This is a genomic window from Dictyobacter arantiisoli (assembly GCF_008326305.1).
Lineage (GTDB): Bacteria > Chloroflexota > Ktedonobacteria > Ktedonobacterales > Ktedonobacteraceae > Dictyobacter > Dictyobacter arantiisoli.
Window position 1 is genome coordinate 30,490 of sequence record NZ_BIXY01000045.1, and the last position, 25,524, is coordinate 56,013.

A 25,524-nucleotide genomic window follows, 5' to 3' on the forward strand; every position below is an offset into this window, starting at 1 on the left:
CACGTTTCTTTTCTGTTTATGTACGTGAGGCGTTAGCTCTTTTTGACGACGAGGGTACGTGCTGCGAGATCACCCAGTCTCTGGTTGCGAGATGTTGACCAGATCAGAATGGCTCCAACGAGATAGGCGGTAGGAAGAACATCGATGATGCGTAGAATATTGCGAATCAACGAGTCGGGCCAACGAATAGGTGTGCCATCAAGCTTTACCACGCGGAGACCAAGTGCCATTTTACCGAGCGTTGCACCAGTTGTTGCCTCTAGAATGATGAAGTACAGGAAGTAAATAATCCCTCCAATACCACCTGTAAGCGCAAGTTGCTTAGACCCCAGTAGCACATTGATGATGGCATAAATGATTCCGAAGACGATACTGTCAATGAGTATGGCTACAAACCGTCTTCCCACACCGGTTCCTTTGGCTTCTAGAGCAGTTTGGGAATAATCCTGATAATCCATATGATAATCCCTCTTATTCTCGATGTACTTACCTGTGTATATACAGGTAGCTTTTAAATATTAAAACATATAAATATAGAAAGTCAATAACAGTTTTACTATAAAAGATAGATAAATAAGGATAAAATGAATGAAATTATATAAAATATAATAGAATGGTATTTTATTCATACCATATTATACTGATTGATGGTGTTTTAAATTGATGGTTCGTGATTCTCGCCACCTTCCCTCTTTATGACAAATTGGCGGCCTAAGTGGCGAAGATATGCGTCAAACTACAATGACGCTCGTTGTTTAAGCGGCGGAGTGGTGAGATTGAGCCCGTGACAGGCACGAATCTCAATCCCATCCGCCTTTGAACAGAGGTGGTCGGGGTGTATAGTAGAGCGCTGTTCAGGCATCCTGACGCTCGGGGCGCTTGATGGCATACAGGCGGAAACGTTGTCCCCATTGATCGACATCACGCACATAGTGCATGCCAATCTTTTCCGCAATATGGATTGACACGCTATTTTCGGCTGGAATCAACGAAATCAGTTGCGGGAAGCCTAATTGTTGCAGTCCATAGTCACGCAGAGCCTGTGTACCCTCAAGTGCCAGGCTATTCTGCCAGTATGGGCGAGCCAGCATATAGGCCAGTTCAACCTCCTGTTGCCCCTCAACCTCTTGATTAAGGAGGCCACAATGCCCGATGAAGCTCTGATCGCTTTTCAGAATCGTAGCAAAAAACGAGTGCCCATAGATCTGATATTCGCGAATATAGCCATTCAAAACGCGCTCAACTTCAGCGCGATTACGTGGGCCACCCAGGTAGCGCATCACCTCCGGGTCCGCATAGAGAGCGGTCATATCATCCAGATCGGAAAGCGTCAACGGTCGGAAAAGCAAATGCTCAGTCTCTAAAATATTCAATTCAATATCCTCACTCTAAATCGCCAAAAATCAACACCGATTTATTATCAGGGCTGCCACTACTATCTATTCATTATATGCCGTTCAGAAGCCGCTGACAAATCCTGGTCGTGAGAAGTTCAGCGTATGCCTGTCAACATCTCCTGTTGTCCACTTCCGCTGTTGGGCGCTTTTCATGCGTTCCAGGAGAAGCCTCTAGATTCAAAGCCAGCTTCGGGCTGGCATTCTGGGAGTGCCTGCACCTCGCAGGGGGTATTGAAGAGCATGGTGTAGCGTTGGATGCCGTCATAGCGGGGCCAGGCGGGCAGCGTGGATATGCCGGGATTACCCGTGCGGACAAATGCGCTCCAGGCGTTGTGCATTTGATCGGCCAGATGGACATCCTCTTCTTCTAGCGTGACGCTTTGCAGTTGAGGGAAGCTCTGGCGCAGGTCGCGCATGTTGTCGGGATTATCGCGGATCGTTTTCCAGACGAAGGCAAGTTCAAGGGCGTGGAAGGCTCCAAAGGGATTTTTGTTCCAGTCGAAGCGGTACATCCAGACCGGGGAGCCTTGCGCGGCCTGGGCCTGCGCGAGCTGAAGGGAGGGGATGTGATAACGGTAGGCGGTGAGGGTCTTTTCCCAGGCTGCTTTGGGCGTTGCGCTTTCCAGGCGCGCTCGCGCATAGGCGGTCTGGATGGCAAGTGCGTTTGTGCCAAAGACCCGATAGAGCAGGGTTTCATCCGGTAATTCCTGTTGCGAGCCGGTGGTGGCAAATAGATTTGACTCGTCATGATTGGTGCCGATCAATATAGGAATATAGGCGGCGTATCCCTGTTTGACAGCATCCAGGGGATAAAAGGGTAAGGACTGACCATCAACAACAGGACCAAAATCGCGCTGTGCGCCCACGCCAGCAATCATTCTGTTCTGGGCGGCACTGATCTCTTCAGTAGGTAAGGTCAACAGGCGATGCGCATCCTGGGGTTGCAGGCGTGCGTGGCGTAACAGGCGTCGGGTTACCAGCGTCGCGCTCCGCATGTCCCGCGTCGTCTGGCTGGCCCCACTCTGCATCGTAGCGCGGGCAAATAATCCCTGCGCCTCAGGCATCGTCAGTAAGGTCGCGATACTCATCGCCCCCGCCGACTCGCCCATCAGAGTCACCTGCTCGGGATCTCCCCCAAAGGCTGCGATATTCTCACGCACCCAGCGCAGGGCGGCGATAATATCAAGCAAGCCATTATTGCCAGAGGTTGTGAAATCCGCGCCCAGGAGTTGTCCCAGATACAGGAAGCCCAGTGCGCCCAGACGATAATTGAGCGTTACCACCACAATATCCCCATGGGTCGCAAAGGCGCTTCCATTGTAGAGTGACTGTGATCCTGAGCCCATCACAAAAGAGCCGCCATAGACATAGACCATCACCGCCCGCCTGGCTGCATCCGCTCGTGGTGTCCACACATTCAGATACAAGCAATCCTCAGAGCGTGGACCCCGTGGGAGGGAAGGATTATCCTCCTGGATAGGACTGGGCCCAAATGTCAGGGCAGGGCGCACGCCGCTCCAGGATGCAGGTGCCTGAGGAGCGCGAAAGCGTTGTGTGCCCACCGGCGGCTGCGCAAAAGGAATACCCTTAAAGATTTGAATCCGCCCCGCCTGTTCACCCTGAATCTTGCCCCGGGTCGTCTCCACAATGACCGTCTCCATCCAATTACCCCCTCATAGCTAGCGTTTAATTCCCATGCTCTTCATGCTCTCTGTGCGTGAGTTTTCGCACCGATGGTGCTCAAAAGAGTTTTTAGTATGTTGTGCAGAATAGGTGCGAAGCACCTATTCTGCACAACATACTAAAAAAGGCGTGGGCGCGTCAGCGCCTACCTGTGGGTGAGCCACAGAATCCCGATAGTGATTCCCAACGCCCTGAATGTTCACAAAATACTCATCAATATATCAATAATACATGGGAGTTGCGCTCTTGTCCAACAACCAGGCAAAAATACAGAGCCTGCCAATGCTCTTTTGTGCAGCCTGATTATCTTTTGGGGCTATTATGATGATCAATCGGTTCGCAGCGGAAAAGAATAAAAGGTGGATAGTCGGGGCATAACCCCCGACTATCCACATGCTTCCTATGGATCGCGAAGTGGAAATTATCGTGTGCTAGCGCACAAATGGATGTGAGAATGGATATGGTGGATATGGATGCGGGAACGGGAATGGGTATGGATGCGGGAACGGGAATGGGTATGGATGCGGGAACGGGAATGGATATGGATGCGGGAACGGGAATGGGTATGGATGCGGGAACGGGTATGGATATCCGCCATATGATCCACCATAGCCGCCGGAGCAGACATAGCTTCCATCGACAAAGACTGGATAGGAAGGATACTCACAGAAGATCTGACGTGGTGCGGCTGTGGCAGGTGCCGCATAGGCATGGCTGTTGCTTGTAGCGGCGTGAGCGGCCTGGGGTGCGAAAACTCCAGCCATACCGAGGACGAGTGCCGCTGTACCAAGCAGTTTTTTGCCTTTGCTGAGGCCAGTTCGTTTGTTTGTCATTTTTTTTCTCTCCTGATAACACTTGAACTGCAATAGTTTTTCTACTGCATCCTATCGTCCGTGTGTAGACTCACAATGCTTATGTCGTGAGTTACATTTACAGTGTACACAGACACCCAAGCAGTAATTTGGACTGTTTTGGGTTGAGCGGTGTTCGCGGTGATTACAGGTAGCGGTGCATAATGCTGCTCCTCTGAGGTGGTAAGCTGCACCGTTTACATCGTTTATTACTAGATATTTGGGGTGAGAGAGGGAAGAAATCGGGACGAAAAGGAGGGTGAAATCGAGCCGTCTGGCCGTTGAGAGAGGGCGAAAAGTCCTATGGATAGTAAATATCTTTACCCATCATCTATCATCTAACTTCTATAGAGAATAAGGATCAGTCCACTCCAAAGGATACGTCGCTTCCCCCTTTTTAGCGCTTGCTTCTTTTCTGCTATGCATAAGAAATCAAAAACATAAAATATTGCTATTTATAGTATAGAGCAGGATGAAGTATTCTTTTGCTTGACATATTGTACACCGTCTCGTATACTACCGATAGCTGATCAGAAAGCTAGCTAAGAAAGATTCGAGATGAGTACCAGACGGCGTCGAGCTCGCGAACAAACAGAGATGAAACAGAATATTCTGCTGGCGGCACGGCGGATCGCACTTGAAGAAGGATGGCAGGCGGTGACAACGCGTAAAGTCGCGGAGCGTATCGAATACAGCCAGCCTACTATTTACGAGTATTTTGCGAATAAAGAGGCGATCTTAGCTGCTCTCAGCGAGCAAGGGTCTGAGCAGATCTTGTCTGCGCTCCGTGAGGCCAGAAAGCAGCGTCGGCTACCAGTGGAGCAGTTGCAGGTGATGTCTCAGGCCTATTGGAGTTTTGCTTTTACCTGTCCTGAGCTCTATCAGGTCATGCATGGCCTGGCAGGTGTGCATTTTACGCGCAGAGCCTTACCTGAAGCCGCGCGTCAGACCATGCTCCTGGTGCGAGAAACCCTCCTGGCCTGTCCACAGCTCAAGCCAGAGATCGTCCGTCAGCCCGATGATGCCATCGATGCGTTCTGGGGGCTGTTGCATGGCTTGATCATCCTGACCATGGAAGGCCATATCACCTCCGGGGAATTGCGTGCCCGCCTGATCATGACGCGCACCCTGGATGAACTCTTCCAGAGCTGGCTCCAATAGCCCGCGTTTTTCGGTGTTACTGATCTTAGATCAGTAAAATAGCTTAGATCAAAAAGCCGTATCGTCTTCACGGATGAGAATTGGAAAGCCCTGGTTGGCTGGCAGGCTCGCTTAAGATCTTCAAGCGATAACACCACCGCCCGTCAATGTTGATGCTGCTTCCAACTCACCTGTTGAGTGACCATTTCGTGTAGTCGTCAGCTATTCTGCATCCTTGAAAGCGCTACCATCTGGTAGGATTTTGTGATGCCCTTTTCTTGCGTACGCATCAACTTCTTCTGCACGAAAATATAGATATGGTTTGATCAACCTCTCTGTAGCATCTCCTCTAGTAGTTGCTATAAATATCTCTATTCAGACGCTTTCTGGTTATTGCTCTATAGAGCATCTTTGAAGGGAAAAATGTGCCTATGTTTTTATTTCGGCTTGTTTCTGCAATGTTCAGGTATGATTGGAATGATCAGCTGTTCGTCAGGGAGGATTGTGTATGATACGAAGTGGAACTTTCTGGGAGCGCATAGGTGATTGGTGTCTGACAACATTTACCGATCCGGCAAAGTTGCGCCTGTATAACGGAATCAAATCATTCATCGCCATCATGCTGAGTGTGCTGGTGCTGGTTGCGCTGGGAATGGCTTTGAAGCTCTCCCTAGGATGTGATCGATGTCTTAAGTGAGGCATTGCACCAAAATACTGTTGATGCCCGTTTATTACGAAAGTTGCGTACGCGCGTCATCTGGCTGGACGATACTGAGCTTATGATTCAGCGCCAGCTTGATCTCCTGGAATCCCAGGCCCTCCCTGATCGCATCAATCACGAGAAGTTTAAGCGCGACCTGTTTGATATTGAGATCGCGGCTGAAGAGCTGGTGAGTGCTGGTATGGCAAGCACCTATGATGAGATGACCCCGCTGAGTTGCGTTATGCTGCTGGGCGCATTGGAAACCCTGCGTAGCGCCTTGCGCAAAGATCACCCTCTCGCGTCGTTGCAGAGCACGGTGGATGCCGCCACAAAGCTGGCTTCGGCCTTGCTCAGGCTCCGCACACAGGCAGAGATTTCTAATGTCTCACTACCCATTTCAAATCCTGATTGGGCACCTGCTCCATTATCCAATCGTCAACCAGTCCTGGCGGGAAGGGCGTCGATGCGTGATGAGCGGCCGCAGCAGCGTCTGCCCTTCTGGGAGCGCATCAGTCCGCCCGCGAAGCAAGCTTTGCAGGTACTGATCGCAGCCAGTATGGCTGCTTTTATCGGAAACCTGTTGTCCACACATCGTTTGTACTGGGCGGTTATGGCCGCGTATGTGGCGATTTCGGGTACAAACTCGCGCATAGAGTCCTTAAACAAGGGCATTCAGCGAGCCTTTGGCGCCCTGCTGGGTATTATCGTCGGCACACTGGTCGCCACGCTGGTGGGCGGCAATCCCATTATCTCAATCATCCTGATGATTGTGTGTCTCTTCATGATGATGTACTGGGCGCCGGTCAACTACAGTATCATGGTGATCTTCATCACAACCCTGCTCTCCTTGCTCTATGGCATGCTGGGCGAGTTCAGTATCCAGTTGCTTACGCTGCGGCTGGAAGAGACGGTATTAGGCGTGTTGATTGGCTCGCTGGCGGCACTCTTCATTCTCCCCGTTTATACAGGACGGACCGTGCGTGCGGGCATGCAGCAGTTTTTGACGGATCTGGAGCAGATTGTGGGCAGTGCCACCGCGCATCTTGTGCATGAGCCTATGCCAGCGTCCTCTCTGATCGCGCAAGTCCAGGGATTAAAGCCGCAACTGCAATTGTTGCGGCAGCGTGCTTTGCCTCTGACGAGTGGCTTGCTGGCCGGTGGTTCTCATGACATCCAGCGTAGCATTCTGGTATTTATGAGCTGTGAACATCATGCCCGAAGTCTGGTGCGCGCGGTGAATCAGATCAATACCATGAGCTTAAATCCTGCCATGCTGACAACCCTCGCGCAACTGGTAGAGCAGATCAGCACCAATATCGATGAGCTCAAGGCCACCCTGGATAATCATCGTCCTGCCTCCATCGAGAGCGTTGAGCGCCAGCTTGAGACGTTTGAAGATACAGTATTGCATAGCACGGATCGCTCAAATCAACAACTTCTGCAGGCTATTCATGCCTTGCGTCAGATTGATCAAGCGGTTGTCCGCCTTACCTGTGATAATCTCGGCGTACCGCGTGCCGCTGACGATCCACTCAACAAACTGGTCCGGGTATAGCTCAGGATTTTCTAATTCTCATGCGCGGGGTGCAGAGGGTTGGGTTGCGACCTCGGCTCCACTTATCGAAGGGATGACTGGCAAATACTTCTTTGACAAAATGGAGAAACAATCATCCAAAGAATCCTATGATGAGGGGATAGCTCGAAAGTTGTGGAAAGTCAGCACCCACCTCACACATGCACCACTGATGACGACACTATAATACGCTCCGCTTGCTCTTCCTCTTCTCTGTTTCTCTTTGAGGGTCTTCTCTCAATGGGAACAGAGAGAGTTGTGCCATTCCCTGATTCCTGATACTCTCCCATTGAGGCAAGGCTAAGAGAGTAGCACTTGTTTATGGTCTCTAAAAAATGCGTGAAAAACTCCTTCTTGATCTTGCGCTCCCGCCTTCTTCACCAAGCACGTCGCAAGAAACGAACGCTTTTGAGACACCTCATCAGAACTGCTCGCTCAACTTGGCCCGATGATGAGATTCTCAGGGGCTGTTTCCACCACTTCCTGTGTCACAACAGTCATAGTGTTGGCAGCTAAAATATGTTCAACTTGCATCATGAGACGATCGATCAGCCGTAGATTGCCTCTAGTGATGCGAAGAATCGCTCCAACGGCTTCCTGGTCCGTAAAAATCATCAGAAGAAGCAGACACCGAGCGTCTAGCATGGGTCAAGCCTGCCAACCCTTTTTCCCGCTAAGCCTACAGTTGTAGATGGCTCGTGAGAGTGCTTCGGCGTTTGTAATGACAGAGCCGCGCGAGAGCTTGGTGCGCACGTCGCCAGAAAGACCAGGCCAGGTGATAGGCAAAAGAGTGAGATGGAAAGCGTCCGAGACGAAAGAAAAGCCGCCGGATTTCGGCAACGCTCAGGGGAACCATGACGGGGAGATCAGAAGACTCGTGAGCTTGAACAGGATCGGTTACTGCTGGCTCTGGCATCTGAGGCATCTGCTCAGACTTTTTTTAAGCGTGTCTTCTTCCTCATTGGCGCGCAAAGCCGCTAAAAAGGCTATGGCCAGCATTGAAAGAGTTACGTGCCGGTACCAACCGTGCCAGGAACGGACTTCATACTCATCCAAACCTACTTCTGCTACCTTTCTCAAAACACTGCTCCACTGTCCAGCGCGCGCCGAAAGCCTCCACCATCTTCTCCAAAGAGGTGCCAGTGGGAGCAAAGACCAGCACATAAGCCATCTCCGCAGGTTTGACGCCTTCGTTCTGGCTTTGTCGCACCAGCAGCCAACGCTGCCACCCGCTCGTCTCTGGTGCCGCGAGTTCGATGCGCGCCCACGCGAAGAGGCGAGGTCCTTTGCTCCCCATGCCTGCACTCAGCTCCCGCCAGTCCTCCGTTGCCAAGTCACGCGCTACCTGATCCACTCGCCTGCGAGTTCCCTGCACCTCCACGTGCTCTTTGCAGGCCACAGCCAGTGCATACGTTTGTTTACGGGCCTCCAGATCGGCTCGCAGCAGTTGTGCGCTCCCATACACCGTATCCCCGGTCACCCATGCGACAGGAAGGCCGGCATCCAAGGTTCGTTGCAGCATACGCCTCGCCAATTCTGGTTTGGTGGCGAAGGTCACCTCTGCTGGCACATGAGCTTCTCGGCAGCGCTCCTCGTCGTCGGTCCAACTTTTGGGCACATACAATTCACGATCTAGCAATGTGTGTCCGCGCGAACTGGCGTAGGAGAGGAAAACGCCTATCTGACAGTTTTCGATGCGCCCGGCCGTGCTACTGTACTGTCGTTGAACCCCCACCGATTTGCGTCCTTTTTTGAGAAAGCCTGTCTCATCAATTACCAACACAGCATTGGGTTCCGCAAGCGTTTCCCAGACGTACATACACACTGCATCTCGCACCCCGTCGCAATCCCACCTGGCGCGGTCTAACAGATGTTGCATGGCATACGGCGTAGCTTCTCCTACCTCTTCAGCCACTTGCCACCCGTTTTTTCGTTCTACTGGACTCATTAATCCCCGCACATAGGCAAGCGCTTGGTGATAAGGCTCTGGCCGTACGAAACGCTGCCTGATTCGTTGGCTCAGCTCATTGAAGGCCGTTTTCCACACTTCTTCCGCCGTTGAAAGGGGATGAGTTGTAGGAGCAAAAAGGGACATAGATGGTTCTCCTTTGTTGCCAGACGACAGATAAGGCGCACAAACAGAGACGCGAATATCGGGAGAGAAGATCTGTCTCTCCCGGGGGTGAATGGATCACCCGGCTCGCATTTGCTCGCACACCTCCACTGCTGATGTTGGGAAATGGATTTAATCCTCTTGCGAGGCGAGCGCACTTCCCAACCCGGTCAGTTGTTCACTGATCTGTCGGAGTCGGCGGCGTGCAGCCGTGTCATACGCTTGAGGATGCGCGCGTGCCTCCTGCAACTGATCAAAGTATTTCCCTGTCACATTGTCTAACGTCGGCGATGTTGCCAGGTACATCACGGAACGAAGACCTTCTTCGACCGTGGTCTGAGTAAAAGGGATCGTTTCGCGCACCATTTTAGTGTTCATCAGCGAGGCAGGATGCACACAGTTGACAGTAACCTGTTCGCCTTTCAACAGGTCTGCCAGATCAAGGGTAAACATCACCAGCGCGAGCTTACTACGGCGATAGGCATCATAGCCATTGTAGCGGCGCTCCAGCATGAGATTGTCAAAATCAAGCGGAAGTTGCCCGACTGACCCCACGTGGATAATGCGAGATGGCGGGCTTACACGCAGACTGGGTAACAACAGATGTGTGAGTAGGAAAGGCGCGAGATAGTTCACTGCAAAACGAAGCTCATACCCATCTCGACTGAGTTCGCGCCTGCCTCCGAGAAGTTTTCCACTCCCCACACCGGCGTTATTAATGAGCATGTCAAGCTGAGGATGTTGGGTTTGCACATGCTCAGCCAGACTGCGGACCTCTGAAAGATCAGCCAGATCAGCCAGGTAGGTTTCCAGGTGCGCGTTTCCCGTCGCGTTTTGAATTTCTCGCTGTGTTTTCTCCAATCGTTGCTGATTCCGCCCATGAAGCAGTACTGTTGCACCCTGCCTGGCCAGGGCAAGCGCGGTCTGTTTTCCGAGTCCATCGGTTGATCCGGTCACGAGAATGACTTGTTGAGCAATTGGTTTCATACTTTCTTCTCTTTTCAGGCAGAAAGGTGGTCAGGTAAAGATTTGAGCGGAAACGCGAGGGAGCGGATACTCGACTGCATGTCATTTCAACATCTTTACCTGACTTTCCTTTCACATTTACCAGGACGATCTGATCCGTGCGCCTCCGTCACAATCAATGATCGTACTGGTCATAAAATCATTGTCGATCAGCATCGTAATAACCCTGGCTACATCCTCCGCGCGTCCCATACGCTTGGCTGGCGTGACGGCTGCGCTTTGCGCGAAGAGGGCCTCACGCATGTCATCTGGCAGGTCACCCCAAAACGGCGTATCGATTCCTCCTGGAGCAACGGCATTGACCCGCAGAGGCTGCAATTCCAGCGCCAGCGTCGGAATCATCGCTTCCAGCGCCCCGTTGACTGCGGCAAATCCGGAGGCTCCAGCGAAAGCGACGTGGGCCGTCACCGCGCTCACGATGGTCAGGGAACCATCCTTGCGTATGAAATCGAGGCTGGTCTGTGCCGCATTCAGGTGCGGCCAGAACTTGGCCTCGAAGACCTGGTGAAGCATGTCAAAATCAAGCGTGCGGAACTCGCCTGCCCCTTTGTTACTTGCGAGTGTCAGGACGAGGTGATCGAAGGGACCAATGCGACGAAAGAAGGTCTGGGCCTCCTCGCGCGAGGTCACGTCAACTACCTCGCCGGTGACCGCTCCTTCCAGGGTTGCCAGGGCTTGTTGCACTTTCTCCGGCGACCGCCCGGCTATCACGACGTTCGCCCCGGCTTCGGCCAGCACGCGAGCGGTGGCCAGCCCAATACCGGAAGATCCGCCGATAATCACGACGCGCTGATTGGTAAGATTCATCTATTTCCTCTCTCTCTTATGATGGCTGGTTTCTTTCACCAGCTTCTGGTATACTAATCGATACGTGGCGTGTCATATCTGACAGATATAAATATATACGATCCGGATCGTATATGTCAAGGGCCTTTATCGCAGTTGAAAAGAGAGAGACGGAGATGACTGAACAGGAGAAAAAGCAGGAGCCTGGCGCACCAGGTCGCCGGCGCAGCGACCAGTCTCACCAGGCAATTTTGCAAGCGGCCAGGGAGGAACTGGAGCAGGTGGGGTATCGTGCCCTGACGATTGAAGGGATTGCGGCGCGAGCCGGGGTGGGGAAAAAGACCATTTATCGCTGGTGGTCTTCCAAAGCAGCCGTGGTACTTGAAGCGCTGACCTCGAATGCCGAGGTGCAGGTGCCTTTTTCCGACACAGGTTCTCTGGCGGGGGATTTGACTGCCTACTTTGAGCTTTCGTTTCCCGGCTTGCGGGGAAAATCAGGAACGGTGTTGAGCGGGCTGGCTGCGGAAGCGCAGCTGGACCCGGACTTTGCGCGGGAATTTCAACAGACGTTCATTGTACCACGCAAGCAAGAACTGGTTGCGCTCTTGCTTGCGTGGTACAACGAGGGGAACTGGCTCCTGATACCAATCTGGAGGTCCTGGCGGACTTGATTTATGGAGCGAAATGGTACCGCTTTCTCTTGTATCCTGCACCATTGGATGAGGCGTTCGCCAGAGAAATTGTCAAGCTGATTCTCCGCTTGCGATCAGAGGTGTAACGTTCGTCTTTGCCGATGAGAAACGTTTGCCTCCGTTTGCATCTTTGCCAAAAAGGCACCAATCAGAGGAGAGGTTTTAGTTCTCAACAATATCTACAACTGTAGGAAAGCCTTCTCGCAGCGAAAATGAGCCAGGATGTTTCCCGCTAAGCCGAAAACGTGCGTTTCATTTACAGTTCTGAATGTTTCTGCTTCATTTCTCGCACATAGCGATATAATGTTGGGATCACGCGCTCACAGCGGGCGAAACATACAGTAGTCTCTGAAGGGTCTTCTCAAGATTTTTCATCTGATGTGCTCGTCGTGGCATTGGAAAGTCTTCTCTGGCAGGCTCAGTTGCTTCTTTTCTCGATTTCCACAGCAAATGTAGTAACAAGAAAAAAGTACAAGACTTTAAAGTATGTTTCGCTCGCTGTGATCTAGTGACCCCTATAGCACTCCTTCAGATCCACAATCAGTCCAGGGAAATTCGGCCGCCACTCAAGAATTGAGTCAAACAGCACGAATGGGCCTGAGATGCCAGCTACATGCTATGGACCTGACAGATCAAAAATCGTATCTGGGTTTTCTCTGCTAGCTTCTCCCATTTAGGCCCAAGCTCCGAGTCGAACGGATTCAATCATCGCCTGTCGCCGTCCGATCTGAACCGCCTCGGCCATCAAGTTGATGTCCATAAGACGGCTGCTGTTGCCGCTGAGACGTAAGAATTCCAGTCCTGGCTCAATGATTTCCAGTGATCCGCCAGCCGCTCTAATGGTGTCAAGCTCTTGAGAGAAATCTTCATACCTCTGCCGCAGGTTCGCGTTGACGCCATCGGGTGGAGTGAGGGAGACGCACGACACCACAAGAACGGAACGAGCTCCGGCAGCCAGGTCTGCGTTCAGCGAACTGCGCACGCCCCCGTCCATGTAGCGGTCTCCGTTCAGCGTCACTGGTGGAGTGACTCCTGGGACGGAGGAACTCGCTGCGAGCGCCCTTGCGAGGTCAACGTTGGAGTCCTTGGACCATACGACCGGTTGACCAGTGGTTGTGCTGACCGCTGTGGCGCGAAACGTTGGTGGCCATTCCCGTCCTGCGAGCACGGAGAACCCTGACATTGCCACGAAGGCGTCTTCACCGATGGTCGCTGCCGCCAATGCTTTGCGGCCGATTGCTGCTCGCGCCTCGTCGGGGTTCGCGGCGTGGGCGGAGTTGATCCATTCGACGAGCTGGTTTCCGAGTCCGGGGCCAGCGGACGAGTAGATGTTTAGCTCGGATTGCCGGTTCGTTTCGGCCACGAGGGCCGCGACATCCATGCCGAGAGCAAGTTGGGCACCGACAATAGAACCTGCGGAGGTTCCAACGATGAGCTCGGCACGGCCAAGGTCAACATCATGAGCGACCAGACCCGCGACCAGACCCGCCATCCAGGCGTATCCGACCGGACCGCCGCCGCTGAGAACGAGAGCACGCTCGACCTGTGAATTGCCGATCGTTTCTATCAGATGTTGCTGCTGTTTCATAACACTTTCCCTTCGAAGTAGCGGCCCTCATCAAGGCCAACAATAAGCACATGTCCGGTAGCCCCAGTAACAAAGATACGCATAGAAAAATCTCCTCTAAGAGCTCTCTTGGAAAGAGAGGCAAGACGAAGTAATGATGTCATTTTTTGACATCACTATGATACAGCGAAGAAAGTTTGAGCAGCCTTTCGGCGTTGCTGTGGGCGATTTTTTCTTTGTCAGCAGGACTAATTGGGGCATTCTCTAGAAATGCTCTGGCTTGTCCTCCCTCCTGAAAGTGAAAGGGATAATCAACGGAATACAGAATGCGCTCAGCTCCCACTACCTGCATGGCCAGCAAGAATGAGGGGAGCGTAAACATCCCGCTGGGAGTGATATACATCTGCTGAACGAAGTAGTCCGCCACAGGCCGCTGTAACTGGCTGGCTGCCGGGGTTAGTGCTTCGGCAAAGCGAGCCAGGTAGAAGGGTATCATTTCTCCCCAGTGACCGAGCAGCACTTGTAAGTTGGGATAGCGGTCGAAAACCCCACCCAGAATCATGCGCAGCGCGTGAATGCCTGTGTCCAGGTGCCATCCCCATCCGAAAGTGGCAAAGCTTGCGCTGACAGCAGGATCAAAGCCCGCATAATAGGCATCCTGTATGACGTGCGATGGAGGGGCGGGATGTAAATAGAGAGGAACGTCGAGCGCAGCAGCCGTTTCGAGAATGGGTCGAAACGAAGGATCATCCAGAAAGCGATTATTGGTTTGTCCATGAATCATTGCTCCTTTGAAACCAAGGACAGTGACCGAGCGTTCCAATTCGTGAGCCGCTGCCTCTGGATCAGATGTGGGCAAGGTCGCAAAGCCGACGAAACGATCGGGATGGTTCTGAACGGTCTCCGCGAGTTGATCATTGATGGCTCGCGCCAACGCGATCGCCTCTGCTGCAGGGATCAGCGAAAGACCCGCCGAGGTATGAGAGAGGACCTGGACATCGATGCCCATGGCATCCATCTCCGCCAGACGATGACCCCCTAGATCTTCAAGTTGCCTGGTGGGTGGTTGATAGAATTGTTCACGGGAAGCAGGAAGAAACCTGGCCACCGCTTTTTTGATTTCAGCTATTTCAAAATGCTCTTCCAGCGTAATGATCTTCATCTATTTTTTCCTTCCTTGATGAAAGCAAGTGTCACTTGCTTTCAGAGTGTAGCAGATACTCTGCAAGAATGCAAGTGACACTTGCTTCCTTAAAGAACTTATGGCATACTTATGGAGATGAAAAAAAGAAGAGATGAATCATCAGCCAGAGAAAAGCTCCCATCCCCTCGTTCCGGGGCAACTCTCGGGAAACGAGGGAATGGCGTGCGAGCGGCAGTGCTCGCGGCCACGCTTGATCTGTTGAGCCAGCGCGGCTATGAGGCGATGACGACGAAAGAGATTGCATCTGTGGCTGGCGTCAACGAAGTCACGTTGTTTCGTCGGTGGGGAACCAAAGCGGCCCTCGTGGCAGAGGCGCTGCAAGACTACAGCGCCTCCGAGACGCCCACGCCAGATACCGGAACCTTGCAAACCGACGTGCTGGAGGTGCTCCGTGGGATTATCACGCGCATCCAGACTCCCATAGGAAAAGCCATTGACCAGATTATCGTGGCCCACCATACACAACCGGAACTGGAAGAGGTGCGTCGAGCCTATTGGAGGATCGAATTCAGCAGGGCCGACACAATCATCCGGCGAGCCAAAGACCGTGGTGAACTTCCCGAGGAAGCCGATGCGCAATTCCTGATGGAAGCTGCGATTGGGCCCATCATGGTTCGCGCGAATGCAACAGGTCAGCCATTAGATGATCAGCTGCCTGAGAGGATTGTTATGTTGCTTTTCTATGGAGTAAAGAACAAAGAAATGCAATGATCAGACATGAGGTACGTCGTCCGTAAAATCATCAGAAGAAGCAGGCTGCGAAGAGGGTCATCACTTCTTTTTGACCTGCTGGCAGGCGCAGGCGCGCCTGCGCCCTTTTTAGTGTGTGGTGCAGGAAAGGTGCTATACAGAACCTTTCCTGCACCACACACTAAAACTGTTTTGAGCACCATCGGTACGAAAACTCATGCACAGAGATTATGAAGAGCATGGGAATCAAACACTGTCTGAAAAAATGGACAAACTCAAGCTGAGCAAGCATCCGAGTAAAGCATTGCTAAAATGCTCTACTCGGATGCTTTGTTGTCTGTTCTGAAGTTGATACTCTATGGCTATGCTGATAGCATAGATATTCCCTTTCTTTCTGCGCTCACAGCCTGTATGATGCAAGTAAAGCATTTTTGTTGTGAGTATAAATTGAAGGAGCGATATGTTATGCAGTTATTAGTATTGGGTGGAACTGGCTTTTTGAGCCGTCATGTGGTCGATGCGGCGTTGCAGGCTGGTCACCAGGTCACACTCTTTCATCGCGGTCGTACAAATCCTGAGCTTTTCCCGGAGATTGAGCATGTGCTGGGTGATCGGGAGCACGATCTGGGATTGCTTAAGGGACGGCATTGGGATGCTGTGGTTGATGTCTGCGGCTATTATCCACGCATCGTAGGTGCGAACGCGGCGGAGCTGGCCCCACTGGTTGGGAACTATGTCTTTATCTCTTCCCTGAATGCCTATGCGGAGGAAAACGCGGAGGTGTTGGATGAGGATTCTCCCCTGGCAGTATTGCCGGAGGGGGCGCAGGAGGAGTTCACGCCAGAGACCTATGGAGCCTTTAAAGTGCTCTGCGAGCAGGCGGTTGAGCGTGCCTTTCCTGGTCGTACCCTGATCATTCGCCCTGGCTTGCTGGTCGGTCCAGCTGATTCTTCTGGGCGTTTTACCTACTGGCCCCGCCGGTTAGCGCGTGGTGGAGAGGTGCTGGCACCGGATCATAAGGATCAATTGATTGGCTTTATTGATGTACGTGATACGGCGGCCTGGATCATTGCGCTGCTGGAACGCGGTCAGACCGGGATTTATAATGCTGACGGGCCAGCCGAGCATCTGACGCTGGAGTATTTTCTCCAGGCTGCCGCATCCATCATCGGTTCCGACACCCACTATACCTGGGTCAGCGAGGAGTTTTTGACTGAAAAAGGCATCCAGCCATGGACCGAATTGCCACTCTGGACCTTGAGAGAATGGGGCAACAGCCTGAACGCGGCCAGTAGCCAAAAAGCTATTGCCGCCGGTCTGACCTTTCGTCCCCTGGCTCAAACGCTGCTCGACACCCTGGCCTGGGATACGGCCAATCCAGCTTTTCCTGTGAAAAATAAGACGCTGACACCAGAAAAAGAGGCAGCTCTCTTGCAAGAATGGCACGCACGTAGCGCCCAGTAGTTCAGGCTATCTCTACGCTTGCTGCAGGTCATTGTCAGGAGGTTTTGAGTGGCGCTTCTTGCGCCATCGGAAGCCCAATCGTGATGCGTTCGTACTCCGCTTGCGGTGTAATTTCCAGCGAGCCGTCAATTTCTTGCAGCAAGCTCTTAATCAAAGATTGGGAGAAAGTCAGGCGGGGAGCACTTTTTTCTTGCGCGCCCGAGCAGTCAATATGGATAAAGACATGTGTAAATGAATGTGAGGCGCGCAGGCAGACGGTATATTCCTGCTGGCTGGTGATGCGTTTCAGGATCGAGGTACAGATTTGCCGCAGCAGGAAAACATCCGTCGAGACTTGCATGTGCTCTGGAATTTCATGGGAAACTTTATGCTGTGTGGTATGCAAAGAGCTGATAATAGTATCAACAAAGGTGGAGAGTGCCACGGTACGTAACGCAATTTCCTGGCGTGGTTGGGAAACGTTGAAGAGGGTATCCAGCATGATCGAGAGATCACCACTGGTTTTATAGGCCTGTCGAATCAACTTGCCACGCTCGGCGGCCGGGAGTGTGGTATGGTAGTGTTCAATTGTTTCCACATATTCATCCAGTCTCTTCAATGGAATACGCAGTTGTTGGGTTACCGTATCAATGAAGCGATCCTTCAGATGGTCCAATTCCTGTTGTTTCTTATAGGCTTGCTGTAAATCATTGACCATGCGCACATTATCGAGTGCAGCTTGCAGTGAGCGGGCAAACATCTGTAAGGCATGGCGTTCCTCCGGCACGAAGGAATGAGGCTGGATGTAGGTGAGCAACAGGATACCAGCGCGTTGCGCGCCATAGTGTAATGGTAGCCAGGCGAAGGACGTTTCGGGTGGGAAGATGAAAAAAGAAGGAAGGTGTGTAACGTCAGAGCCAGCCTCAAAGAAATAGGTCTGCCAATCCTCTGCTTGTAGTGGGGGCATTTCCATTGTTTCGATCAGGCGTGGCGCATGACCCTCGCTGACAAAACAGTGATAGCCCTGATCCTGAGGGAGCCAGACTTCTGCGCGACCCGCAATCGCTGCGGCGACCGACTGCGCATAGCGGCGCGCAGTCTGCTCAATGGTACTGACAGTATAGCTCTTGCCGGAGGCTGAGCTGGCACTATAGAGATTATTGAGCAGGGCTTTCTGTTGATTGGCACGTGCGGTGAGCAAGGCCGTCTCAAGCAAGGGGGAAATGCGCTTGAGCAGGAGTGCGATAATATCAAAATCTTCACTGGCATAAGAGCGCTCGCCATCGCGTTCCCCCAACACCAGAATCCCAACCAGCCGTTTCTGAATAAAGATCGGCGCCAGTAAAATGTGATCGCCTTCTCGATCTCCATCTGGCGTGATATAACGGCTAATACCGGCCGGGCGGTTGGCTGAATCGGTGGTGATTTCCTGTAAAAGCAAGGGGCGTATCGCGACCGCCAGTTGTTTGAAAATAGGATGCGCAATATCAATTTCCTGGCCGGTAGTGGCTGTACTGGCGGCTTCTATTGATCCCAGCCGTTGCATGAGTAGCTGCGCGAGTTGCTCACGATTAAAGGCGCGCTTCTCATCCAGGAGGTCCGGGGTTAAACGATAGACGGACCGGGTCTCCTCCAGCAGATAGAGGCAGACCTGTGGTATCTCAAACGCCTCGACCGCCATGGTTGTCATAATGCGTGCAATATCATCGACGCTGATCTGTGAGCTATACAAGGATTGATCAAAGATCTGGCGATAGCGTCGGCGTTCACGGAAGAAGAAGAAATCCACACAGGGCTCCGCCAGCCGCCAGATTGCCAGGCTACAGACCAGGGTTATTGAGAGCACCAGGCCATACTTAAGCAGCACATGTGGGTCATTCTTCTGCACACTATTGCTACTGATCAGGAGACAGCAATAGATCACCGCCATATAGCCCAGCGCACGCACCGCAAAGATCAAGCTTTTACGGATATAAATGGTGAAGATCAGTAACTGGTAGCGGAGCACCGCGACACCGAGCGTGAACAAGAAGATAATGATTGGTAAGGTCGTAAGTTCTCCAGGAAGTGGGGCGTAAGGCATCGGCACAAGCTGGGGAAGGAGCGTGAAAATCCAGAACAGGGAAGATCCGAGGATAAAGCCGCTGGCAATCCAGCGTAGCTGCTGCAATTGTTGCCGCAGTTCGTGCTGCATGCAATAGAACCAGCTATGGCTGATACGCAGCACAATATTCATGGTCATAATAGTGACATTGACAATAATAGTAGAACGGAGTATTTCATACGTTTGCCCGGTCAGGCTAAAAGCCAGTGAAGTGAAGATGGTGGCTGTGCCGACGATATGGGAGCAAAAAAGGATAATTCCGCGCCAGGGAATGCGCTGGCGCTGCCTGACAGCACTTTGTGCTGGCAGTGTGAGGTCAGGGAAATGGTAGAAGAAAATGACGAGAGCGGCAATTGAACTGCAACTGCCAAATGATGTAATATCTGAAAAAAAGATATTGCTATTATTAGTAGCAGCTGCCTCAGCCGCAAAAGTCAGTGAAATTGAGTAGCATACGCAAAAAAAGTAAAAAGTAATTTTCTTTTGTTTGTGCGATGTGTAGAGCCATGTTAATGATCCCAGGATGAGGAACATAATTGATATAATAGAGGCAAAAATGAACAATAAAGGACTGATTAGTGAGGTGTTGCCCCTGCTGTCGGTAAAGTAGGTGATACTATTGGCAATAATAATGGCGACAATGACTATGCTCGCAATACCAACGAAGATCCAGCGCCGTATCTGTTGGGGGGATGTTTTCTTTCTCTGTCGATCTCGGGTAAAACTGGCTTGCACGTTTTTACTTCTTTCTGCCTTGTGCTTGCACGAGCGGCATTGAGATGCTCAAGCGAAAGGGTAGATATATCGCTCTTCTGTTTTTCTAATTATAGAACATGGAGGACTATTGAAAAAAGGCGTGTATGACTAATGGATATTGCTGATGGATCAATTATTCTTCAGAGGCACCCCCAGCAGGAGCCTGAGAGCAGATGAGAACTGTTTGCCAGTGCTATCTTCAATGTTTTGGATGCTGGTGTAGACCTGCTGCTGGAAGTAATGCTCACGTGTCTGGCAACGCCGGAGGACATGTTGCGTCAATTCTGCCGCCGGGAGATCTGAGGAGGTCAGCTGATGGGCAATAATGACTGGTAATGTCTTTTTGCCACGCAGAATATCGCTCTTTTGCGCTGGTTGTTGGTAATCTCTGCTGTCATTGCGGATCTGCTGCCAGATACCAAGCAATGTTCCCAATCTTGCCACCAACTGAAGCTGTTCTTCCTGCTCTATACCGCTACTCAGTGCTGCCAGGGAGCAGGCACATGAGGCTAACGCCCCCGATTTTGCAGCGACCATCTGGATATAGAAGGACTCACTGGTTTCGGTGAATGTCTGACGTTCAGAAAGGAGGTCGAGATGTTGTCCGCCAGCCGCACTCAGGACGCTCATGCTGACTTGTTGCTGTAAACGAAAAATCATGCTTTCAGGGACAAAAAGTTCTTGCAGCGAGTGCAAGAGCGCGGGACAGACCACCATCTGGAGCCTGAGCGCAATATCCAGGGCCCCCTGGCGTCCAAACAGTTGTATAATCTCAGACTCATCCCCATCCTCGATATCATCCATAATATCCAGGGCACACAGTAGACTCTCGACGGCCAGGGCCATACGAGCATACACCATCGTCACTGTCGCCAGGGGAGCTAATGCGCTTAAATCACAGGCCAGCAGGTAGGGCAGGAGTGACCAGATGCCCGAGACATTTTTGTCTGACTGTTCATAGAAGAGTTTTCCAGGAGCAGAAAGCGCTATTTCAATTGCTCGCTGCTCCCTCTCTGTGGCAAAAATATGAGGGAGGACATTTCTGAACTCCTGGCGCAAGAAAGTCTGCACCTCCTGGAAGGGCGAAATGTGAGAACGCATCGTCCCTTCACTGCTCATACGTTAGACCCAGAATGCTGCGGAGGGGACTTCTTCGGTATCGTCTGATGTGTCTGATGTCTCATTTGCAGCCATGGCGTCAATATTGGCGCAGGTGGATGTATAATCGTTCAACATTTCATCGCTTAAAGCAGCGGATGTAGCAAGTGTTGATTGCATATCTTTCTTTCTCCTTGTGAAGATTCAGTGTTTACCTCTCTTTTTATAGAGAGGCCATGCTGATAATTGACAGACTCAATACCTTTGTCTTCTGGATGGAAGTATCTTTATGATCTTTTCTCCAGTGTTAAGTCAATTATAAAGTATAAATGCATCGATATACAAGGCTTTTTTCCCATCCATCCTTCTTCTTCTCCGAAAATCTGAACAATGACCGTTTTCTTGGACATTGACTGTATGCGCACTATCCCTCGTACTGGTTGGCAAGCGCGCCGAGCTTATTGCTGTGGAAGAGAGCAGGGAGAGAGTGCAGCGCTAGAGAAAAGGATCGTTGAAAGATGTTGCGCCGTTTTTTTATGCTTAATCGTCGTTTTCCACTCTTAAAGTATATTTTTTATGGTTGTGCGATATTGATTGTATCTGGAATGGTTTTGTGGCCTGCTTCTGCTTCTGCTTCTTTACATGCTCAGGCCCCACTTCAGGTAATTCCTACCCCTACCCCTACATCTACACCCACGTCCACACCCATTGCGAAGCGTGCTGTTGGGCCAAAGCTGACCCATGAACAGGCGAAAGCGTGGCCCTTGCTCCCCCATGTGCTGTACCGGGGAACGAGCATTGTGCTGGTGCATGGTCTGAATGGAGGTGATAGTCTCTTTGGGTCTGCCAGCAATGGTAGCGCCTCGATGTCCGATTGTGGAACGTATTGGAGCGATGCGCGTCTCTTTCTGGCGTCGCGCTGGTCGGGCGATGTGCGGCAAGTGAGCTATTATCGTAATGAGGTCAATCGTGATGGTTCAGCGTGCGCCGAAAATGGCAATGCACAGGATAGCTATTCTGCGAATCTTCAGGACTCACTCTATCAAGCTCGCTGTGCTGGTTTTTCAAGCGCGAACGCAGGCACGAATAATGAAAATATTGATCATCTTAGTTGTTTGCTTGCCTGGTATCTTTACTATAATTTTGGACAAAATCATTGGGATGAAGTGCTGGTGGGACATAGCATGGGCGGTTTGATTATTCGGCGGGCGATGGAACTGGTGGAATTACATACTGTCTCGTTCCCGGCGACGATTGGACATGTTACTGACGCGATTACCTTTGACACCCCCCAGGGAGGCGTTTTTGGGGCCAATCTGGCATGCGGTAATTGTCTGCAGGGCCAGGAGATGCGGTTGGGGAGCGCTCTGCTTGAGGATCTTGCCCGCAATGCGCGACATCCCGATAGCGGCGGGAACACGGATTGGACGCTTATTGGCAGTGCTTGTGATCTGTTGATCGGCGGGAGTGCTTTGATGATGGATGCCAATCATAAGGTCTGGTACGATGGCTTGACGAGAGGAACCTGTTATAACCATGGTGGGGCGATTCATGATGTATCCAGCGCGCTGGATGGCGGTGCCAGCCATTGCGACACAGCTCAATCCTTCAATGGGACCTGTGCATTCTGGTTTGAGTTCCCCCAGGGCTCCGGTTGGTCCTATCAGCTCACTGGCTATCCCCATGGATTACTGGAAATGTGGTATGCCATTGAAAGTTCTTCCTGGTAGCCCGTTGTTGTCAGGCTTCGCTCATGGATGGGCGACATGCCCATCAGCAATCTGACCATCCATGACGATGATTATGGATTCTCCACGCGCCTGCATCCAGTCTCCAGTGCCATTTTTGCTGTGGATTGGATGCAGTAGTGCGCAGGACAATTCTGTCCTATATATAGGTATAAATAGGTGTTTTTGCCCGTGTGGATGCATTTATCTTGACAATTGCAAGCTTTAAATGTATAGTTCTCACAGAACAAGTTTTCCAGTGTTGCGGGAACGAAAGCGACATTGGAGCAGGGCGTTTGATAGCGCTTCGAAGATTGCTGGCAGTCTTCTTGATCCCCTGATAAGAGGAGTGGTGTTGTATGTGTGGTTGGTAGACGTATCCACAATTGGATTGAGTGCAGTGGTAGAAGAGAGGTGGAAAGATGAGGAGACGAGGTACCAGGACGAGCGCGCCGGTCATCCCCACGCGGTCAGAGCAGCGCATTCTGGAGCAGGATTGTGCGCTGGAGCTGTCCCAGGAGTGTTTACCTGTGGATATGTCCACGCTGACGGAGGAGGATTACTATTGGCGGCGCCTCAGCGATGATTTGTCCCTCAAGGATGTGATGCCTGCGACCTATCTGGATTTGCATTATCAATGCTATGAGGCCTGGCATGCGAATCCGCTGGCGGCGGCGATTATCGAAATGACATTGAGCTTTGTGCTGGGGCGCGGTGTGATCGTTGAGGCCAGCAATAAGAAGGTGCAGCGTCTCCTGCGCAGCTTCTGGGATGATCCCGCCAATCGTATGGATGAACGGGTCTACACGCTCTGTCAGGAATTAGCGCTCTATGGCGAGATATTTGTACGCTTCTTTGTGAATGCCTATGACGGATCGGTGAAGATCCGCATGATTGATCCCTCGCTGATCGATGTGATTGAGACCGATCCTGAGGATGTCGAAACTCCCTTGCGTTTTCATCGCCGTCCGGTTGGACAGGTGGCTGATACGGCAACCATTCTCTCTGATCCTCAACTGCTGGCTGAGCCATTGAATATGGATGGGGTGTGGTTTACCGCTGGCTCTGAGGTGATGCAGTTTGCGATCAATAAGGTATCGAATGCCAAGCGTGGCCGTTCGGATCTGGCGACGCTGCTGCCCTGGCTGCGCCGTTATAAGGACTGGCTTACGGATCGTGTGCGCATAAATAAATATAAAGCTGCCTTTTTGTGGGATGTCCAACTGACCGGAGCAGATAAGAAGACCATCGACCGCAAGCGTATGGAATATAGCTATCCGCCTGAACCTGGCAGCGTGCTTCTACATAACGAGGCGGAGAAGTGGACGGCGGTGCAACCGGCGATCAATGCCAATGATGCCAGCGAGGATGGGCGGGCGCTGAAGCTGATGATTGCGGTTGGCGCGGGCCTGCCGGAACACTATCTGAGCGATTCTTCGCAGGGGAATCGTGCGACCGCCGCAGAAATGGGACTGCCAGCACTGTTACGCTTCCAACGACGTCAGAATGTCATGAAAACTATTCTGCGTACCATTCTGGATCGTGTCATCATGGAAGCACAGCGGGCCGGGACACTCGGTCGCTCTCTGGATACCAGCTATCAGGTGGATTTTCCAGAGATTGATGTCACGGACCATCAAATTATTGCCAGCGCCACCCAATCCCTGGTGACGGCGCTCACGCAGGCGAAAGCGCAGGGATGGATCTGTGATGAGACGGCTATGCGGCTCCTGTTTCAAACGCTGGGAGTGGAGGTAGATGTGTGTGTTGAACGTCATGAACCCCGGTTTTAAAACCGGGGCTTGCAGAAAGGTTTCCTTTGTGTAAGCCCTCATGAGCAGACTCAGTTTTGAAAGAGAAACGACGTTCGGGAAGAAATAGGTACCAATGCGTGCGAGGCCAGCGTGTTGCTCTACGATTACAGGTTAAATAGGCTGAGGGGTAAAGCCAGTGCTTGGAATGTCAAACCTTCCCAGAACCTTGTCGAGGCCAACATCACCCTAGCGATAGGAGGCTCATTTTGAGCAAAGTATTCATCGTAGATACGTCTGGAAACCCATTAGATCCGGTGCATCCAGGCTATGCACGTCGATTACTCAAACAGGGGAGAGCCGCCATCTGGAAGCGATTTCCATTCACCATTATCTTGAAAATCGAGATTGCGCAGCCGGTGGTACAACCATTGCGCATCAAGCTCGATCCTGGTTCTCGTACGACAGGGATCGCCATTGTCAACGACGCCACAGGCGAAGTGGTCTTTGCCGCCGAGTTGGCTCATCGGGGACATCAGATCAAAGAGCGCCTGGATAGCCGTCGTGCCGTTCGTCGTTCCCGTCGGGCCAGAAAAACCAGATATCGCCAACCCCGCTGGAGCAATCGGAAAAACAAGAAGAAGGGGTGGTTGCCACCCTCCCTTGAGAGTCGCATCTCGAATGTGCTGACCTGGGTGCACCGCTTCTCACGATACTGTCCAATCACCGCAATCAGTATGGAACTGGTGCGCTTTGACATGCAGCTCATGGAGAATGCTGAAATATCTGGCGTGGGCTACCAGCAGGGGACAGTGGCAGGATACGAGATCAGGGAGCACCTCTTGGAGAAGTGGAACCGACAATGTGCGTATTGTGAGAAGGAGGGTGTTCCATTGCAGCTCGAGCATATTCACCCTCGCGCGAAAGGTGGCAGTAATCGGATCAGTAATTTGTGTTTGGCCTGTGAGAAGTGCAATCGTGCGAAGGGAACGCAAGATATTGCTGTGTTTCTCAAGAAGAAGCCCGATGTCCTCAAGCGTATTCAGGCTCAGGTCAAGCACCCATTGAAGGATGCAGCCGCCGTCAACACGACGCGGTGGCTGCGATTCGTTTGATCCAAAACCGTGAAAACGGGGGAGGAACAGCAGCAGGATATATACCCTGCTGACAACTGATAGTTCGATGATGGGCGAAATTCCCATCCCTCTAGGTGAAAAGAG

19 protein-coding genes and 3 pseudogenes are annotated in these 25,524 nt (G+C 51.8%); 9 read left to right on the forward strand and 13 right to left on the reverse strand.

All coding sequences use genetic code 11. From position 1 onward, the window contains the following. Positions 1-32: 32 nt before the first annotated feature. The 4 genes from F1593_RS15510 to F1593_RS15525 all read right to left on the reverse strand — a co-directional run bounded on the left by F1593_RS15510 (position 33) and on the right by F1593_RS15525 (position 3,913). Positions 33-458, reverse strand: coding sequence for an RDD family protein (locus F1593_RS15510; protein WP_149402472.1), 426 nt, complete (start codon positions 456-458; stop codon positions 33-35). Between the two features lie 396 nt (positions 459-854). Next, a complete protein-coding gene (locus F1593_RS15515) occupies positions 855-1,373 on the reverse strand; it encodes a GNAT family N-acetyltransferase (protein ID WP_149402473.1) in 519 nt (172 codons plus the stop codon). 173 nt (positions 1,374-1,546) lie between these two features. Next, positions 1,547-3,058, reverse strand: a complete 1,512-nt coding sequence (locus tag F1593_RS15520; protein ID WP_149402474.1) for a carboxylesterase/lipase family protein — start codon at positions 3,056-3,058, stop codon at positions 1,547-1,549. Positions 3,059-3,511: 453 nt separating this feature from the next. Continuing rightward, the gene (locus F1593_RS15525) at positions 3,512-3,913 is read right to left on the reverse strand and encodes a hypothetical protein (RefSeq protein WP_149402475.1); all 402 of its coding nucleotides are present in this window, start codon (positions 3,911-3,913) and stop codon (positions 3,512-3,514) included. Positions 3,914-4,489: 576 nt separating this feature from the next. On the opposite strand from F1593_RS15525, the gene F1593_RS15530 reads away from it, so the two are divergent. The 3 genes from F1593_RS15530 (at position 4,490) to F1593_RS15540 (ending at position 7,329) form a co-directional block, all read left to right on the forward strand. Continuing rightward, entirely contained in the window at positions 4,490-5,092 is a 603-nt protein-coding gene (locus tag F1593_RS15530) for a TetR/AcrR family transcriptional regulator (protein ID WP_149402476.1), read from the forward strand. A 487-nt stretch (positions 5,093-5,579) separates the two neighbouring features. Further along, positions 5,580-5,768 (forward strand): hypothetical protein, encoded by a 189-nt coding sequence (locus F1593_RS15535; protein ID WP_149402477.1) that lies wholly within the window; start codon positions 5,580-5,582, stop codon positions 5,766-5,768. Continuing rightward, complete coding sequence (locus F1593_RS15540) at positions 5,749-7,329, forward strand: FUSC family protein (RefSeq protein ID WP_149402478.1); 1,581 nt, start codon at positions 5,749-5,751, stop codon at positions 7,327-7,329. The genes F1593_RS15535 and F1593_RS15540 overlap by 20 nt, the downstream gene beginning before the upstream one ends. A gap of 697 nt (positions 7,330-8,026) precedes the next feature. Here F1593_RS15540 and F1593_RS15550 read toward each other — a convergent pair. From F1593_RS15550 to F1593_RS15565, 4 genes and pseudogenes are all read right to left on the reverse strand, one after another. Continuing rightward, the gene (locus F1593_RS15550; protein ID WP_149402480.1) at positions 8,027-8,263 is read right to left on the reverse strand and encodes a hypothetical protein; all 237 of its coding nucleotides are present in this window, start codon (positions 8,261-8,263) and stop codon (positions 8,027-8,029) included. Next, positions 8,245-9,442 (reverse strand): annotated as a pseudogene (locus tag F1593_RS15555) (IS701 family transposase). Before F1593_RS15555 ends, F1593_RS15550 begins: the two are co-directional and overlap by 19 nt. A 150-nt stretch (positions 9,443-9,592) precedes the next feature. Beyond that, on the reverse strand, positions 9,593-10,447 hold the full coding sequence (locus tag F1593_RS15560) for an SDR family NAD(P)-dependent oxidoreductase (RefSeq protein WP_149402481.1): 855 nt from the start codon (positions 10,445-10,447) through the stop codon (positions 9,593-9,595). A gap of 117 nt (positions 10,448-10,564) precedes the next feature. Continuing rightward, a complete protein-coding gene (locus tag F1593_RS15565; protein ID WP_149402482.1) occupies positions 10,565-11,293 on the reverse strand; it encodes an SDR family oxidoreductase in 729 nt (242 codons plus the stop codon). Positions 11,294-11,448: 155 nt separating this feature from the next. Here F1593_RS15565 and F1593_RS15570 point away from each other — a divergent pair. Beyond that, positions 11,449-12,050 (forward strand): annotated as a pseudogene (locus F1593_RS15570) (TetR/AcrR family transcriptional regulator). A 587-nt stretch (positions 12,051-12,637) separates the two neighbouring features. On the opposite strand, the gene F1593_RS15575 reads toward F1593_RS15570, so the two are convergent. Further along, the gene (locus F1593_RS15575) at positions 12,638-13,552 is read right to left on the reverse strand and encodes a patatin-like phospholipase family protein (RefSeq protein WP_149402483.1); all 915 of its coding nucleotides are present in this window, start codon (positions 13,550-13,552) and stop codon (positions 12,638-12,640) included. 139 nt (positions 13,553-13,691) lie between these two features. Beyond that, positions 13,692-14,693, reverse strand: a complete 1,002-nt coding sequence (locus F1593_RS15580; RefSeq protein WP_149402484.1) for an amidohydrolase family protein — start codon at positions 14,691-14,693, stop codon at positions 13,692-13,694. A gap of 117 nt (positions 14,694-14,810) precedes the next feature. Here F1593_RS15580 and F1593_RS15585 point away from each other — a divergent pair, with 117 nt between their 5' ends. Both F1593_RS15585 and F1593_RS15590 read left to right on the forward strand, forming a co-directional pair. Next, positions 14,811-15,446 carry a TetR/AcrR family transcriptional regulator gene (locus F1593_RS15585; protein WP_172632143.1) on the forward strand — a complete coding sequence of 212 codons (636 nt, stop codon included), beginning with the start codon at positions 14,811-14,813 and terminating at the stop codon, positions 15,444-15,446. A 444-nt stretch (positions 15,447-15,890) separates the two neighbouring features. Next, on the forward strand, positions 15,891-16,889 hold the full coding sequence (locus tag F1593_RS15590; protein WP_149402486.1) for an NAD-dependent epimerase/dehydratase family protein: 999 nt from the start codon (positions 15,891-15,893) through the stop codon (positions 16,887-16,889). Between the two features lie 34 nt (positions 16,890-16,923). Here the strand turns inward: F1593_RS15590 and F1593_RS15595 are convergent, their stop codons facing one another. The 3 genes from F1593_RS15595 to F1593_RS28365 all read right to left on the reverse strand — a co-directional run bounded on the left by F1593_RS15595 (position 16,924) and on the right by F1593_RS28365 (position 21,006). After that, positions 16,924-19,707 carry a hypothetical protein gene (locus F1593_RS15595; protein WP_149402487.1) on the reverse strand — a complete coding sequence of 928 codons (2,784 nt, stop codon included), beginning with the start codon at positions 19,705-19,707 and terminating at the stop codon, positions 16,924-16,926. A gap of 150 nt (positions 19,708-19,857) precedes the next feature. After that, positions 19,858-20,829 (reverse strand): polyprenyl synthetase family protein, encoded by a 972-nt coding sequence (locus F1593_RS15600; RefSeq protein WP_172632144.1) that lies wholly within the window; start codon positions 20,827-20,829, stop codon positions 19,858-19,860. A 21-nt stretch (positions 20,830-20,850) separates the two neighbouring features. Further along, on the reverse strand, positions 20,851-21,006 hold the full coding sequence (locus F1593_RS28365; protein WP_172632145.1) for a hypothetical protein: 156 nt from the start codon (positions 21,004-21,006) through the stop codon (positions 20,851-20,853). A gap of 338 nt (positions 21,007-21,344) precedes the next feature. Here F1593_RS28365 and F1593_RS15605 point away from each other — a divergent pair, with 338 nt between their 5' ends. The 3 genes and pseudogenes from F1593_RS15605 to iscB all read left to right on the forward strand — a co-directional run. Beyond that, positions 21,345-22,556: a lipase family protein gene (locus tag F1593_RS15605; RefSeq protein WP_149402489.1), complete on the forward strand. Its 1,212-nt coding sequence runs from the start codon at positions 21,345-21,347 to the stop codon at positions 22,554-22,556. Positions 22,557-22,975: 419 nt separating this feature from the next. Continuing rightward, entirely contained in the window at positions 22,976-24,346 is a 1,371-nt protein-coding gene (locus F1593_RS15610; RefSeq protein ID WP_149402490.1) for a hypothetical protein, read from the forward strand. Positions 24,347-24,573: 227 nt separating this feature from the next. Continuing rightward, positions 24,574-25,401, forward strand: a pseudogene (gene iscB / locus F1593_RS15615) (RNA-guided endonuclease IscB); the annotation flags it as partial. Positions 25,402-25,524: the final 123 nt, after the last annotated feature.